Annotated in this window: 13 protein-coding genes and 1 pseudogene; 10 read left to right on the forward strand and 4 right to left on the reverse strand. The window is 66.8% G+C overall.

All coding sequences use genetic code 11. The features are described from left to right. Window positions 1–49: 49 nt before the first annotated feature. Window positions 50–1,456: an amidase gene (locus EV668_RS08865; RefSeq protein WP_133769390.1), complete on the forward strand. Its 1,407-nt coding sequence runs from the start codon at window positions 50–52 to the stop codon at window positions 1,454–1,456. Window positions 1,457–1,466: 10 nt separating this feature from the next. Here EV668_RS08865 and EV668_RS08870 read toward each other — a convergent pair whose 3' ends face one another. Next, window positions 1,467–1,994, reverse strand: coding sequence for a nuclear transport factor 2 family protein (locus tag EV668_RS08870; RefSeq protein ID WP_133769391.1), 528 nt, complete (start codon window positions 1,992–1,994; stop codon window positions 1,467–1,469). Window positions 1,995–2,044: 50 nt separating this feature from the next. After that, on the reverse strand, window positions 2,045–2,767 hold the full coding sequence (locus tag EV668_RS08875; protein ID WP_133769392.1) for an SDR family oxidoreductase: 723 nt from the start codon (window positions 2,765–2,767) through the stop codon (window positions 2,045–2,047). 134 nt (window positions 2,768–2,901) lie between these two features. Between EV668_RS08875 and EV668_RS08880 the strand changes: the two genes are divergently transcribed. From EV668_RS08880 to EV668_RS08915, 8 genes and pseudogenes are all read left to right on the forward strand, one after another. Beyond that, window positions 2,902–3,831 carry a LysR family transcriptional regulator gene (locus tag EV668_RS08880; protein ID WP_133769393.1) on the forward strand — a complete coding sequence of 310 codons (930 nt, stop codon included), beginning with the start codon at window positions 2,902–2,904 and terminating at the stop codon, window positions 3,829–3,831. A 112-nt stretch (window positions 3,832–3,943) separates the two neighbouring features. Continuing rightward, window positions 3,944–4,690, forward strand: coding sequence for an SDR family oxidoreductase (locus tag EV668_RS08885; protein WP_133769394.1), 747 nt, complete (start codon window positions 3,944–3,946; stop codon window positions 4,688–4,690). 74 nt (window positions 4,691–4,764) lie between these two features. After that, entirely contained in the window at window positions 4,765–5,871 is a 1,107-nt protein-coding gene (locus EV668_RS08890; protein ID WP_133769395.1) for an ATP phosphoribosyltransferase regulatory subunit, read from the forward strand. A gap of 2 nt (window positions 5,872–5,873) precedes the next feature. Next, on the forward strand, window positions 5,874–6,854 hold the full coding sequence (hisG, locus tag EV668_RS08895; protein ID WP_133769396.1) for an ATP phosphoribosyltransferase: 981 nt from the start codon (window positions 5,874–5,876) through the stop codon (window positions 6,852–6,854). A gap of 142 nt (window positions 6,855–6,996) precedes the next feature. Continuing rightward, window positions 6,997–7,470, forward strand: coding sequence for an META domain-containing protein (locus tag EV668_RS08900; protein WP_245512954.1), 474 nt, complete (start codon window positions 6,997–6,999; stop codon window positions 7,468–7,470). A 162-nt stretch (window positions 7,471–7,632) separates the two neighbouring features. Next, window positions 7,633–9,756, forward strand: coding sequence for an ABC transporter ATP-binding protein/permease (locus EV668_RS08905; RefSeq protein ID WP_133769397.1), 2,124 nt, complete (start codon window positions 7,633–7,635; stop codon window positions 9,754–9,756). A 210-nt stretch (window positions 9,757–9,966) separates the two neighbouring features. After that, entirely contained in the window at window positions 9,967–10,830 is an 864-nt protein-coding gene (locus tag EV668_RS08910) for a heme-dependent oxidative N-demethylase family protein (protein WP_133769398.1), read from the forward strand. 609 nt (window positions 10,831–11,439) lie between these two features. Beyond that, window positions 11,440–11,636, forward strand: a pseudogene (locus EV668_RS08915) (IS1595 family transposase); the annotation flags it as partial. A 33-nt stretch (window positions 11,637–11,669) separates the two neighbouring features. Here the strand turns inward: EV668_RS08915 and EV668_RS08920 are convergent. Then, complete coding sequence (locus EV668_RS08920; protein WP_133769399.1) at window positions 11,670–12,632, reverse strand: hypothetical protein; 963 nt, start codon at window positions 12,630–12,632, stop codon at window positions 11,670–11,672. Next, complete coding sequence (locus tag EV668_RS08925) at window positions 12,607–13,116, reverse strand: DUF6932 family protein (protein WP_425359598.1); 510 nt, start codon at window positions 13,114–13,116, stop codon at window positions 12,607–12,609. Before EV668_RS08925 ends, EV668_RS08920 begins: the two co-directional genes overlap by 26 nt. Before the next feature lie 84 nt (window positions 13,117–13,200). On the opposite strand from EV668_RS08925, the gene EV668_RS08930 reads away from it, so the two are divergent. After that, a complete protein-coding gene (locus EV668_RS08930) occupies window positions 13,201–13,395 on the forward strand; it encodes a hypothetical protein (protein ID WP_133769401.1) in 195 nt (64 codons plus the stop codon). The last annotated feature ends 88 nt before the right edge of the window (window positions 13,396–13,483 follow it).

The following is a 13,483-nucleotide window of genomic DNA, read 5'->3' on the forward strand; positions in this document are numbered from 1 at the left end:
GATCGGGGCGTTCGTCCCCGCGGGAGGAAGAATGTCGGAGCTTTGCAGGTTGAGCGCCGTCGAGGCGGTCGAGCGCCTACGGTCGGGAGAGGTCTCGCCCCTCGAGATGGTGGAGGCGGCCATCGCGCGGATCGAAGCCGTCGACGGCGAGGTCAATGCCCTGCCGGTGCGGCTCTTCGAGCAAGCGCGCGCCAAAGCGCGCCAATTCGACGTCGCGGCCGGCGAAGGCCCCGGCTGGCTCGCAGGATTGCCGGTGGCCATCAAGGAATTCAACGACGTCGCGGGCGTCCCGACGACATACGGCTCGCCCATCTACGCCCGGAACATCCCGGAGCGATCGGACCTCACGGTCCGCAATCTGGAGGCTCATGGCGCCATCGTCCTCGCCAAGTCGAACGTGCCCGAATTCGCGGGCTCGAACACGTTCAATCCCGTCTACGGCACGACGCGCAATCCTTGGGATCTGCGGATGACGGCCGGTGGCTCCTCCGGAGGAGCGGCGGCGGCGCTCGCGGCCGGCGAGGTCTGGCTGGCGAATGGCAGCGATCTCGGAGGGTCGCTGCGCATTCCGGCCAGCTATTGCGGCATCGCCGGCCTGCGGCCGAGCGTCGGGCGCGTTCCAAGAGGCGAAGGTCTGCCCGCCTTCGATCCCTTATGGGTCGAAGGGCCGATGGCGCGCAGCGTCGCCGATCTCGCGCTGATGCTGGATGCCCAGGTCGGACCCGAGCGGGAGGATCCCTACGCCCAGGCCGTACCCGGGCAATCATTCGGCGCCGACCTGACCACGGCGAAGCCGCCGCACCGGGTCGCCTTCACGTCCGATCTCGGCCTCGGACGACAGGTCGATTCCGAAGTCGTCGCCCTGTGCCGCACCGCGACGGCGCGGTTCGGCAGCCTGGGCGCGGAGGTCTACGATGGCGGTCCGGACCTCTCGGGCAGTATCGAGAGCTATCAGACGCTGCGGGCGCTCATGATCGCGAATGTCCGCGGCGGCCTCCTTCCCGAACATCGCGAACGCATCGCTCCCGAGATCGTCTGGAACATCGAGAAGGGCTTCAACCTGACCGCCGCCGAGATCCTGGCGGCGGAGGCAGCGCGCCACCGGATCTTCAATGCGATGACCGGGTTCTTCCGCGGCACGGACATTCTCGCCTGCCCGACGGTCGTCCTGCCGCCGTTCCCGGTTGAGGAGCGCTTTCCGACCGAGGTCAATGGCGAGCCGCTCGAGACCTATATCGACTGGATGTTCCTCACGTTCTGCCTGAGCCTGACCGGTTGTCCGTGCCTGTCGGTGCCCATCGGCCTGACGAAGAGCGGCCTGCCGGTCGGATTGCAACTCGTCGCCCGCCCCCATGCCGACGCCGACCTGCTGGCAGCCGGGCACCTCCTGGAGAAGGCGATCGGACTGCCGTCACTGCCGATCGAGCCCCGGCGCGGACCGGCTGTGGCAGGGTGATGGAATCGCGCTACCTCGCCCGAACCGGATTGTTCTCGACGACCTGCTGGTAGGCGGCGAGATCGAGGAACGCTTCCGCCTCGACGACGCGGCCGTCGCCCATCCGGAAGATCCAAACGAACTGGTTGCGGTAGGGATGGCCGGCCGTGGTCGTCGCCGCCCCGTCGAACCGAACGATCACCGTGTCGCCGGCCGCCCAGATATGGCGAACATCGGGAACGATGGGGGTCGCCAGACGGCTGACGAGCGGCCGCGAGGCCTTCTCGACGAAATCGGTGAAGCCGCGATAGGTGCCAGCGACGGGGCCCGAACCCGGGATCGTCCAGACCACATCGGGCGAAAGCAGGAGCGGGAAGACGTTCTCGCCCGCAGCCCAACGCTCGAAGGCCTGACGCACGATGGTCTCGTTTCGCGTCGTCGCGGACGTGTCCGACCAGGCCGGCGCGGCGAATGCCGGCATCATCGCGGAGACGATTGCGGCGGCGAGGACATGGCGGCGGGCGGGGATCGCAAGCGGGCGGTTGAGGTTGAGCGTCATGGCATCGTTCCTTCTGCAATTCCGCGTGAGCGGGTGGGGGATGGTGCTCGTCAGTGGGGCGACCGCGTCGGCCGCAGCACAATCTCGCTGACGTCGACGTCCTCGGGTTGCTCCAGCGCGTAGCGGACGGCCCGACCGATGGCGTCCGGCTCCAGGGCAACGGCGCGGAAGCTCTTCATCGCCTCCGCCGCCACGGGATCGGTGATGGTGTCGGCCAGTTCGCTCGTCACCACGCCCGGATGGATGCAGGTCACGCGGATGTCGCGCCGTTCCTGACGCAGACCGTCCGAGATCGCGCGAACCGCATATTTGGTCGCGCAGTAGACGGAAGCCGTCGGGGAGACCGACAGGGCACCGATGGAGCCGATATTGACGATGTGGCCCGAGCCCCTCGCCGTCATCTCCGGCAGAACGGCGGCGATCCCGTAGAGCACGCCCTTGATGTTGACGTCGACCATCCGGTCCCACTCGTCGACCTTCGACGAGGCCAGCAGCGAGAGCGGCATCACGCCGGCATTGTTGACGATGACGTCGATGCGTCCGAACGCCCTCCGTGCGGCATCGGCGAAGGCCAGAACATCCTCGCGGCTCGTCACGTCGAGACGCCGAAACTCGACCTCGCCGCCCGCCTGCCGGAGTTCGGCCGCGAGCGCCTCCAACCTGTCGGTGCGTCGCGCCCCGAGCATGAGGCGCGCTCCCGCACCGGACAATTCGCGAGCGATGCCGACGCCGATCCCGCTCGATGCTCCGGTGATCAAGACGGTCTTGTCCATGCAGCAGCCTCCTGGTCGCGCCACCGAAGACCTCGAGGTCCGAGGTCCCGTGGCCCGTCTTCTGGAAGGTAGGCAGAAGAGTCTGTCGCGATAAGCTGGCCAGCGTTCGACAGGTTGGTTAGCTTGTCTTTCCAATGGACCACGATCTCAACGCCCTCACGACCTTCCTTCTCGTCGCTGAAGAGCGCAGCTTCAGGGCGGCCGCCGACCGCCTGGGCGTGACGCGCTCGGCGGTCAGTCAAGCCATCCGGCGCCTCGAGAACCGGGTCGGGTTGGCCCTCGTCCTCCGGACGACCCGCAGTGTCGGCCTGACCGAGGCCGGCGCGCAGCTCTACGCCGACATCGCCCCGCCTCTTGCCGACATCCGGGCGGCAATGGAGGCGACGCATCATCTGGGGGCGGAACCCCGCGGTCGCCTGCGCCTCGTCGTCTCCTCCATCGCGGAGGGTTTTCTGTCGGGAAGGCTTCTGACCGAGTACGCCGAGGCCTGCCCGGGCGTTCAGCTCGACGTGCTGGTGAGCGACGAGGAGATCGATATCGTCGCCCACGGCTTCGATGCGGGCGTGCGGCTCGGCGAGGTCGTCGAACAGGACATGATCGCGCTCCCGGTCTCGGGCGATCAGCGGCAGATTGCGGTCTGCTCCCCGGCCTATCTCGCCCTCCGGGATCCGCCGGAGCATCCTCGCCAGTTGAGCGCGTATCGGTGCATCGGCTGGCGGTCCGCCCCGCAGGCCGCTCCTTTCCGCTGGGAGTTCACGGAGGCCGGTCGCGACTTCGTCGTCGACGTCGAGCCGGACGTCACGACCAACGACATGGCCCTGATGATCCGCATGGCCCTGTCCGGCGCCGGCATCACCTTCGGCATGGAGGAATCGTTCCGGCCGCATCTCCAACGAGGCGAGCTGGTTCCCCTTCTCGAAGACTTCTGCCCGCCTTTTCCAGGCTTCTTCCTCTATTATCCGAGCCGGCGGAACATCGCGCCGAAGCTGCGATGTCTGATCGATCTCGTTCGCCGCAGCCGCAGTGTGGAGGTCGCGCCGGACAGGCCGGGCGGTCGAGCCTGAACCGACGTCGCCCGCGCCGAGGCGACGTTCTGCGCGGCGGGGAGCAGCTCCACGCTTCCCTCCTCCCGCCGCCCCGGTCTATGGATTTTCCTCTTCGGGAGGAAAGACGAAAATGGCAGCGAAGATTGCGATGGTGACGGGCGCCGGCACGGGCGTCGGCAAGGCCGCGGCTCTGGCGCTCGTGAAGGATGGCTGGAACGTCGTGCTGACGGGCAGGCGCATCGAGCCGCTGGAAGAGGTCGCGGCCATGGCCGAAAAGGGCCGGATGCTCGCGGTGCCGACCGACGTGACCGACGATGCCAGCATCGAGAACGCCTTCAAGAAGACGATCGAGACCTATGGCCGCCTCGATCTCCTCTTCAACAATGCCGGGCGCGGCGCTCCGGCCATTCCGATCGAGGACCTGCCGGCCGAGACCTTCCGGGAGGTCGTCGCCACCAACCTCACCGCCATCTTCATCTGCACCCAGCACGCCTTCCGCATCATGAAGGACCAGTCGCCGCGCGGCGGACGCATCATCAATAACGGCTCGATCTCGGCGCATGCTCCGCGCCCGTTCTCGATCGCCTATACCTCGACGAAGCACGCCGTCACGGGGCTCACCAAGTCGACCTCGCTCGACGGGCGCGCCTACGACATCGCCTGCGGGCAGATCGACATCGGCAATGCCGACACGGCCATGGGCGGGCGCATGAAGGCGGGCGTGCCTCAGGCGGACGGCTCGGTCCGGGCCGAGGCGGTGATGGATCCCGACCTCGTCGGGAAGGCCGTCGCGCAGATGGCCGCCCTGCCGCTCGAGGCGAACGTCCAGTTCATGACCATCATGGCGACCAAGATGCCGTTCGTCGGCCGCGGCTGACACCCGGACGTCATTTTCACCCTTCGCGTCGAAATCAGTCGCTCATGTCCGCGCCATCCGTTAGGAGGCCGGGCATGACGACACGCGACATAGCCGGAGAAGCGGGCGCCGCGCTGCTGGACCTGTTCGAGAAGCAGGGCTTCCGGCGCATGGAGCCGCCCGTCCTCCAGCCGGCCGAAATCTTCATCGACCTGTCGGGCGAGGATATCCGCCGGCGGCTCTACCTGACTCAGGACCAGCAGGGGCGGGACCTCTGCCTGCGGCCCGAATACACGATCCCCGTCTGCCGCGACCACGTCGCCTCGGGCCGCGAGAGCGCCGAGTATTGCTATCTCGGCCCGGTCTTCCGGCTCCGCCAGGAGGGGTCCGGCGAATTCCTCCAGGTCGGCTTCGAATCGATCGGAGGGGACGACCAATGTCCGGCGGATGCCGATGCGCTCGGCCTCGCCCTCGACGGCTACGCCGCAGGCTGGAGCACCGAATACGAGGTTCGGCTGGGCGACATGGGCATGCTGGAAGCCGTCTTCGACGCCCTGTCGATTCCGGCCAACAAGCGTCGGCGCCTGGCCCGGAGCCTCGCCGCCGGCAAGGGTGCGGCCGCCATCGGCAGCAAGCCGACGCGGCAGGACGCGACGGCCTATTCCGGCCTCCTCGCCGCCATCGAGGGGCAGGACCCGAAGGCCGCGCGCGCCTTCGTCGAGGACGTCATCTCCATCGCCGGCCTCTCGCAGATCGGGGGGCGGACCGCAGCCGAGATCGCCGATCGCTTCCTCGCCCAGGCAGAGAACGGGTCGGGCGAGGTCTCCGACCGGGCCCGCTCGGTGCTGCGGCGCTATCTCGCCATCCGCGGCGATCTCGACGACAGCGCGGATGCGATCCGCGCGCTCGCGCGGGACGAGGGCCTGGATCTCTCGGTCGCGCTCGACCGCTTCGAGGACCGGACCGGCTTCATCGCGGCCAGAGGAATCGACCTGTCGCGGCTGCTCTTCGCGGCCGATTTCGCCCGCGGCCTCGACTACTACACCGGCTTCATCTTCGAGCTTCGCGAAGCGGGGAGCGCCGAGGGCTCCTACGTGGCGGCTGGAGGGCGGTACGACCGGCTCTTCGAACATCTCGGGCCGGGCCGGGCGATCCCGGCCATCGGCTGCTCCTTCTGGCTCGACCGGTTCGCGGGAGCGTGACGATGAGCGATTCCCCCCTCGTCATCGCGGTCCCGTCCAAGGGTCGCCTCCAGGAGAACGCCAACGCGTTCTTCAGCCGTGCCGGCCTGCCCGTCAGCCAGGCGCGCGGCTCGCGGGATTACCGCGGCTCGATCCTCGGCCTGCCCGACGCGGAGGTGATGTTCCTCTCGGCCGGCGAGATCGTGAACCAGCTCGCGAGCGGCGCCGTGCATCTCGGCGTGACCGGCGAGGACCTTCTCCGCGAGGGCGTGCCCGATGCGGACCGCAAGCTCGAGCTGCTGACGCCGCTCGGCTTCGGCTTCGCGAACGTGGTCGTCGCGGTGCCCCAATCGTGGATCGACGTCCGCACCATGGCGGATCTCGACGAGGTCGCCGAGGCCCTGCGCGCGAGGCATGGCCGGCGCCTGCGCGTCGCGACCAAGTACATGAACCTGACGCGCTCGTTCTTCGCCCGCATGGGCGTCTCGGACTACCGCATCGTCGAGAGCCTCGGCGCGACCGAGGCGGCGCCGCAGGCGGGCACGGCCGACATCATCGTCGACATCACGACGACGGGCGCCACCCTCGCCGCCAACGGCCTCAAGCTGCTCGACGACGGGACCATGCTCCGCTCGGAGGCGAACCTGGTCGCGTCGCTGGCGGCGCCCTGGGGCCGGCGCGCCCGCGACGCCGCGCGGACCGCCCTCGCCCGCATCGCGGCCGAGGAAGCGGCACGGTCGACGCGCGAGATCCGCGCGGTCCTCGACCGGTCTGGCCTCGACCTTGCCGGGCTCGCTGCGCGCACCGGGGCACGCATTCCCGCAGGGCGCGAAGGAGCGCACGAACTCGTGATCCACTGCCCGGGCCGCCATGTCTTCGCGGCGGTCGAGGAACTCCTGGCGGGCGGCGCGGAAGACGTGACCGTGCGCACGCTCGACTACGTCTTCCGGAGCTCCGTCCCGCTCTCCGAGCGGCTCTTCCACAGGCTGGACGGAACCGGCTAGCATCGCGGCACATCGTCGGAAGCCGCCATGCTGCCCTAAAGTTGCGCGATTCGCGTGCTTTTGAGATGGCATCTGCTCCTTGCCGCGGACAACAATGGGGACACGAATGCGGACGTTCGGCATCATCGCCCTGACAATGGGTATGGCGGTCGCCACGGCCGCCCAGGCGCAGAGCCTCGGCAATTTCGGCTGGGGGCAGAGCGGCGGTGGCGGCGGGGGCAACGAATCCCAGCAGCAGGGCGGTCAGAGCGGCCTCTCGTCCATCAAGAAGAGCCAGGAGAAGCGCTTTCCGCTGGGCGCGGCCTGGATCGCCGTCAGCCTGAACGGCAAGGCCTATTCGGGCTCCGAACGCCCCGCCTTCCGCCTCGACGACCAGTTCCGGGTCCACGGCTTCGGCGGCTGCAACAGCTTCTCGACCACGGCCTATCCTCTGCGCGAGCAGGGAATCGCGGTCGGGCCGCTCGCGCTGACTAAACGCAATTGCGACAAGGGCGTGATGGCAACCGAAATGGCCTTCCTCACCGCGCTGCGAACCTCCGCCAAATGGGACACGATGGTCGGCACGCTGATCATCAAGGGCCCGAACGGCGAGATCCGCTTCGAACGCTCGCTCTGAGCCGGCGCTCGGGAGCGACCGCAAGGCCGTGCGACCGCACGGCCTTTTGCGTTTCCAGCCCCTCTACGCTCCGCTAAGAGAACGGCCGCATCGGTCGTTCGCACCGATGTGGCGGCTCGCCCGAGCCGCAGATCCCACCCACGCTTGCCTCCGGAGCCCGCGATGACGGCGCTGAGCCTCGTGATCGGAGCGTTCTCGCTCGCGACCCTGTTCTTCGGCGTGGCGAGAGGAGGCTCCTTCGGCGACGTGCTCCTCGGCGGGCCGCTCCCCGCCTATGTCCCACTGACCGGCGCCGTCCTCGCGGCGATCGTCTTCCTGTCCCGGTCGATCTCGCCCTATCTGCGCATCTTCGTGACGATGTACGCGCTGGGCTTCCTCTTCCTGGCGACGCTGTCGCTGCTCGGCGGGCTCGGCTTCCTGCCGCAGATGGTGACGGAGCTCCTGCCGCCGGCCTTCTCGGCCTCCGCCGCCGCCGTCTTCGCGCTGATCGTCTACGGCGTCTCCTTCATTCCCGTGATCCGCACGATCACGACCCTCGCCGATCCCTATTTCCGCGCCGAGACACCCTCCTCCGACTTCGGCCGCCCCTTCGCGTGGCTGGGCTCGCGCGAGGGGCGGGTCGGCGCGCGACTCGTCGGCCTGCTCATCGGGATCAATTTCTTCCAGGTCGCGATGAACATCCGCTTCAACAGCTTCTACCGCGACCTGTTCAACGCCCTGCAGGAGAAGAATGTCGACGCGTTCTGGCATCAGATCCTCGGCGTCTTCGCGCCGCTCGCCGCGATCTGGATCGCGGTCGCCGTCTACGAGATCTTCGTCGACAACGCCCTCCTGATCCGCTGGCGCTCCTGGCTGACCCAGCGCACGACCCGGCGCTGGCTCGAGAACGGCACGCATTACCGCATCCCGCTCCTCGGGCACGAGACCGACAACCCGGACCAGCGCATCCAGGCCGATATCCGCCTCTTCATCGACCAGCTCATGAGCCTCTCGATCCGGCTCCTGTCGCAGGCGGCGACGCTCGTCTCCTTCGTGATCATCCTGTGGCACCTGTCTCGCGACTTCGTGCTGCCGGGCACGGAGATCACGATGCCCGGCTTCCTCGTCTGGCTCGTCATCGTCTACGCCGTCGTCGGCACCTGGCTGACGCATCTCATCGGCCGGCCGCTCATCGGGCTCGACTTCCGGCAGGAGAAGGTGGAGGCCGATTTCCGCTTCTCGCTCGCGCGCCTTCGCGAATACGGCGAGCAGGTCGCGCTGCTGCGCGGCGAGAAGGCCGAGACCGCCCGGCTCGAGCGCAGCTTCACCGAGGTCGCGCGGAACTTCCTGCAGATCCTCAGCCGGCGCATGAAGCTCACGAGCTTCACCGCGGGCTACAACCAGCTCAGCGTGATCTTCCCTTACGTCCTTGCGGCGCCCTCCTACTTCATGGGCCGCATCACGCTCGGCGTCTTCCAGCAGACGGCGAACGCCTTCAGCCAGGTGCAGAGCGCGATGTCGTTCTTCATCTCCGCCTATGTGACGCTCGCCGCCTTCAAGGCGAATGTCGACCGCCTGACGACCTTCAACGACTCGATGGCCGAGGCGGAGGCCGCGGGCCTCGCGAGCGGGATCGACGTCGCGCCGCAGCGCGGCGGGCACGCTCTCGCCCTCCAGGGCATGCGCCTCGCCCTGCCGGACGGCCGCGAGATCGTCGACGTCAAGGACTTCGCCTTCGAGGAGGGACGCTCGGTCCTGATCACCGGCCCCTCGGGCTCCGGCAAGTCGACGATGTTCCGCGCCATCGCGGGCATCTGGCCGTTCGGACGCGGCCATGTCGAGATCCCGGTGGGCAAGCGCGTGATGCTGATCCCGCAGAAGCCGTACATCCCGGTCGGCACGCTGCGTGCGGCCGTAACCTATCCCGGCCTGGACGAGCATTACGACGACGAGGCGATCCGGAAGGCGCTCCTCGCCGTCAATCTCGGCCAGTTCGTCGACAAGCTCGACATCGAGGATTACTGGGGCCAGCGCCTCTCCGGCGGCGAGCAGCAGCGGCTCTCCCTCGCCCGCGCGCTCCTCGCCAAGCCCGACTGGCTCCTCCTCGACGAGGCCACCGCCTCGCTCGACGAGCCGATGGAGGCCGCCGTCTACGACATCCTCAAGCGCGAGCTTCCCGACACGACGGTCGTCTCGATCGGCCACCGCTCGACGCTGATCGGCATGCACGACCGCCAGGTCGTGATGACCAAGGAGCCGGACGGCCTCTACGACCTCCGCGACAAGAACGCGGCGGCGCCGGCCTGACGCGCCCCTCGCGCACCCCTCTCCCGGCGGGAGAGGGCGGACTCGGGCGGCAGCCCGAGCCGGGTGAGGGGCGGACGCGTCCGCAATCCGTCCGGTTGCGTCGCCGCCTCGCTCCCCGCACAGTCCCGGCGTTTCGGACCGGGGAGCCGTCGACATGAACGCGATCCACGCAGCGCGCCGTCCCATCCGCCGGCCCTGCCCCGGCGCGGCATGACGACGAGATCCGTCGCCCCCGACATCCCCTTCGCCCGCGGCACCATGCGGATGGGCCTCTCGCCCATCGACGCCGCCGAGTGGATCCAGTTCGGCGAGGATACCGCCGCGCAGATGGCGGAGAAAGCGAGGCTCCTCGCGACGCGCCGAGACGACGTGCTCGCCGCCCTCCCCGGCTCCGAGGATGCGGCGGCGGAGGTGCTGGAGCTTCTCCGCGCCAATCTCCGCCTCCACCATCCGGGGCGCCTCGCGGATGCGCCGGAGGACGTCGCCGAACCTCCGCTCGCCCGCGCGGCGCGGCTCGTGCAGGAGGATGTCTGCATCCTCCTGCCGGCGGAGGGCGGCTACCGGCTCGTCGCCGGCTGCGTCTGCTTTCCCTCGAACTGGATCCTGCGCGAGAAGCTCGGCCATCCGCTCGGCGAGATCCACGGCCCCGTCCCGGGCTACGCACCCGCCCTCGCCGCCCCTGTCGGCCGCTTCTTCGAGCGGCTCGCGCCGGGCCACATCGTCGCCCGGCTGAACTGGCTGGTCCACGACAATGCCGACCTCTTCCAGCGCGGCCGCACGGCCGACGCGCCGGCCGTGACGGCCGACAATGCCGGCGACGTCCTCCGGCTCCGCACCGAGCGCCAGGTCCTCCAGCGCCTGCCGCGCACGGGCGCGGTGATCTTCAGCATCCGGACCCGCCTCCACCGCCTCCGCGACGCCGTCCCCTCCCCGGCCAAGGCCACAGAGCTCGCAACCGCCCTCAGCGCCATGCCGCGGGAGTTGCAGGCCTATCGGCATATGGGGCCGTTCCTCGCGCCGCTGCTGGGGTGGCTGGATGCGATGGCGGGGCCTCCCGAAGCGCCGCCATCCTGAGCAGGCGGAAAGACGCCGTCTTTGCGAGCACAGCGAAGCAATCCACCCCGTCCGCACTGCGCCGCCCCCTGGATTGCGTCGTCGGCTCCGCCTCCTCGCAAAGACGGCGGGGGCTCCCCTCTCCCCTTGCGGGAGAGGGCGGACTCGGGCGGCAGCCCGAGCCGGGTGAGGGGAGACCCTATCCGCAAGTTCTACCGCTAGTACGGGCTCCGCCCCTGCCGCCCTGCCCTCCCCTCCGCCGACCCCCCCATCCCGCTTCGCGGGCGGGGTCCCCTGGTCGGCTACGCCCTGTCCCTCTCCCTCCCGGGACAGGGGACGCAGGTGGCGCGTCCTGCGACGGGCCGAGCGCCATCGCCCGCGCCGTCCGGTGGGTGATCCGATCCGTGGTTCGACCCTTCGAGACGCCCCGTTCGGGGCTCCTCAGGATGACGCATCGAGGGGACCCGAAACGCCGGGGACTCGATCTGTTGGGTTTTGGAGAGCCGTCCGTCGTCTCGGGTTCGGCGATTTTGGGCTGGGCCGGCCACTCGTCACGGGATCGGAGACGGTCCCGCTGTTTGGCCTCCACTTCTCTCGCGGAGAGGTCTGTCGAGCAAGCGGGCTGTCGTCTCTCTAGTCGAGCGCGGCATGAAGGGCGTCTATCAGCACTGCGGCGACAAGCACCTGCACCGCTACTTCGCCGAGTTCGTCGACTTCCGCTACAATCAGCAGGTCGCGCATGGTGCAGATGACACGATGCGGGTGGAACGCGCCCTGAAGGGATAACGGGAATGCGGCTCACGGACCAAACTGCTGGTAGGGCCTAAGGTCGCAAGTAGCTTCGGTGAGAGCCAAGGCTACTATTCGTCATCTCTTTCGACGATTGCCGCTATGTCAGCCGGATTTGACAAGCTGAGAAGCTCGAAGTCGACCTTGTCCTGATTAGTTGCATACACGGTTGTAGTGGTCTGGCGGAGACGAGCCGTATAGCTTCGGCCCAACGTGATCTCCGTGTTCCTGTTGAAGTCGAGCGAAATTCTTCCTCGATAAGACTCCCCGCCGGGGACAACTAAATGAAACTGGTTTGTTTCAATATCGCCACCGACCAGAGCGCCCTTCAATAGAGGGTAAGAGACTTTCTCGTCTGATGTCGCCACAATCAAGTCGACGATTTTTCCTAAGCGGTCGCGCTCGACAAACTGTCCGAGTTTCCGCCCGTCAGATCGGCTCCATTGGACGTCTGTTGAGAAGCCACCGTCTAAATTGGCGCGCGACCAGTCATGCAGGCGCTTCACAACACTGTTTCCAAGCTCGTCCGCAACCTGTCGGACATCTGCCCGTGAGGCGATATTCATGACTTCAAAAAGTTTGGCTATAGAATCATCAAGCCTGCCTTCAAAGAAATTACGCTCGCTCTGCACAAATAGTACTATTCCAAGCGATCCGCTATAAGAATAGGCAAGCTCAAGAGCACTCTCTAGCTCTTCGTTCCTACCGAAGACCGCCTTTCCCTTCGGACCATTTTTTAAGGCGTCGTATATCTGGCTAAACAGATTTTGATACTCAATTAGAGACCTCGAAACGGCGGCAACGCGAAATGTAGGTTGCTCCTCTGTGGCGAGTCTATAGTTACATACCTCAACACGCTGATACTCAGATATGCTCATGAGATCAGACTGGCTGCTCTGTGCTCGTTTAGCCGCAGCGGCCAGATTGATCTGCAATGCTCGATTGCCAGGGTCGCGAGCGAGCGCACCTTCCAGCCGCGAGACGGTAGCGAAGGCGCGGCGTGTCCGATCAACGACTGATGCGAAGTCCGACATCGGTTTCCCACAGTCTTAGGACCACGTAGCCCTTTAGATGCCTCTGACCATTTTCCAGCCCATAGCCTTCGCTCGCCGCGTCGGCGTCTAGACCACGTCCGAAATTTTCACTCTCCCGAGTATAGTTCACCCAAACGGTGCAGTCAAGTCCTACAAATAGTTCTGAGGTGTTTAAATCGAAAATCAATGCATTCTGTTCAGGTGTCAACAGGCCGGAGACATCTTCGTCCAAAGCGACAACTACGTCTATGTCTGACGGCTCTGGCTTTTTTGTGAGAAAACTCCCGTCAAGTCTCACTTCGCAAGGAATGCATCTTGTAAGTAGAGCCTGAACGAGCTGCTCAAACGAGCCAAATAGTGCCTCGCGTCGCGTACGCGCTTTTCCTTCGAAGCTGGCGACGAACAAGCGCTCAACATCCGGCAACGCCAAACGGTGCCGGCCTGGTGCCAATAGCGGCTGGTAATCGTACTTTCGAACCCCCATTCAGGAATGTTAGCCCGTCGTGGTCAGCCGAGTCACTTCAGGCCGGACTGCGTTGTCAGCCGCACGCCGGAAGAGGCGTACCCTATGGCACCGAATTCACCAGCCAAGAAGGTGAGGCAGACCGGTGACGGTCGTTCCACCAAACTGACCGAGCTCGGCGCCGAACAGCTAACGCCTGCCGAGCAGAAGCGCCGATTGATCGAAGCCATACGGAAAGCCGGCGCGAGCGAGAGCGAATTTGATAACGCTCTCGGAGAGATGGCGAAACAGCAGGACTGACTGGTATGGGCGACGGGATCGAACCCGCCCGGGTTTACCCCAGCACGAGGGGTGCACACTCGAGGCGATGAGGGCAATATAGAGCAAT

It is taken from the genome of Enterovirga rhinocerotis (assembly GCF_004363955.1).
Taxonomy (GTDB): Bacteria; Pseudomonadota; Alphaproteobacteria; order Rhizobiales; family Beijerinckiaceae; genus Enterovirga; species Enterovirga rhinocerotis.

Bases quoted from the DNA above. Each gene is read 5' to 3' on its own strand.
- EV668_RS08870 (WP_133769391.1), bottom strand. From the start codon at position 1,994: ATGACGCTCAACCTCAACCGCCCGCTTGCGATCCCCGCCCGCCGCCAT.
- EV668_RS08875 (WP_133769392.1), bottom strand. From the start codon at position 2,767: ATGGACAAGACCGTCTTGATCACCGGAGCATCGAGCGGGATCGGCGTC.
- EV668_RS08880 (WP_133769393.1), top strand. From the start codon at position 2,902: ATGGACCACGATCTCAACGCCCTCACGACCTTCCTTCTCGTCGCTGAA.
- EV668_RS08885 (WP_133769394.1), top strand. From the start codon at position 3,944: ATGGCAGCGAAGATTGCGATGGTGACGGGCGCCGGCACGGGCGTCGGC.
- EV668_RS08890 (WP_133769395.1), top strand. From the start codon at position 4,765: ATGACGACACGCGACATAGCCGGAGAAGCGGGCGCCGCGCTGCTGGAC.
- hisG (WP_133769396.1), top strand. From the start codon at position 5,874: ATGAGCGATTCCCCCCTCGTCATCGCGGTCCCGTCCAAGGGTCGCCTC.
- EV668_RS08900 (WP_245512954.1), top strand. From the start codon at position 6,997: ATGGCGGTCGCCACGGCCGCCCAGGCGCAGAGCCTCGGCAATTTCGGC.
- EV668_RS08905 (WP_133769397.1), top strand. From the start codon at position 7,633: ATGACGGCGCTGAGCCTCGTGATCGGAGCGTTCTCGCTCGCGACCCTG.
- EV668_RS08910 (WP_133769398.1), top strand. From the start codon at position 9,967: ATGACGACGAGATCCGTCGCCCCCGACATCCCCTTCGCCCGCGGCACC.
- EV668_RS08920 (WP_133769399.1), bottom strand. From the start codon at position 12,632: ATGTCGGACTTCGCATCAGTCGTTGATCGGACACGCCGCGCCTTCGCT.
- EV668_RS08925 (WP_425359598.1), bottom strand. From the start codon at position 13,116: ATGGGGGTTCGAAAGTACGATTACCAGCCGCTATTGGCACCAGGCCGG.
- EV668_RS08930 (WP_133769401.1), top strand. From the start codon at position 13,201: ATGGCACCGAATTCACCAGCCAAGAAGGTGAGGCAGACCGGTGACGGT.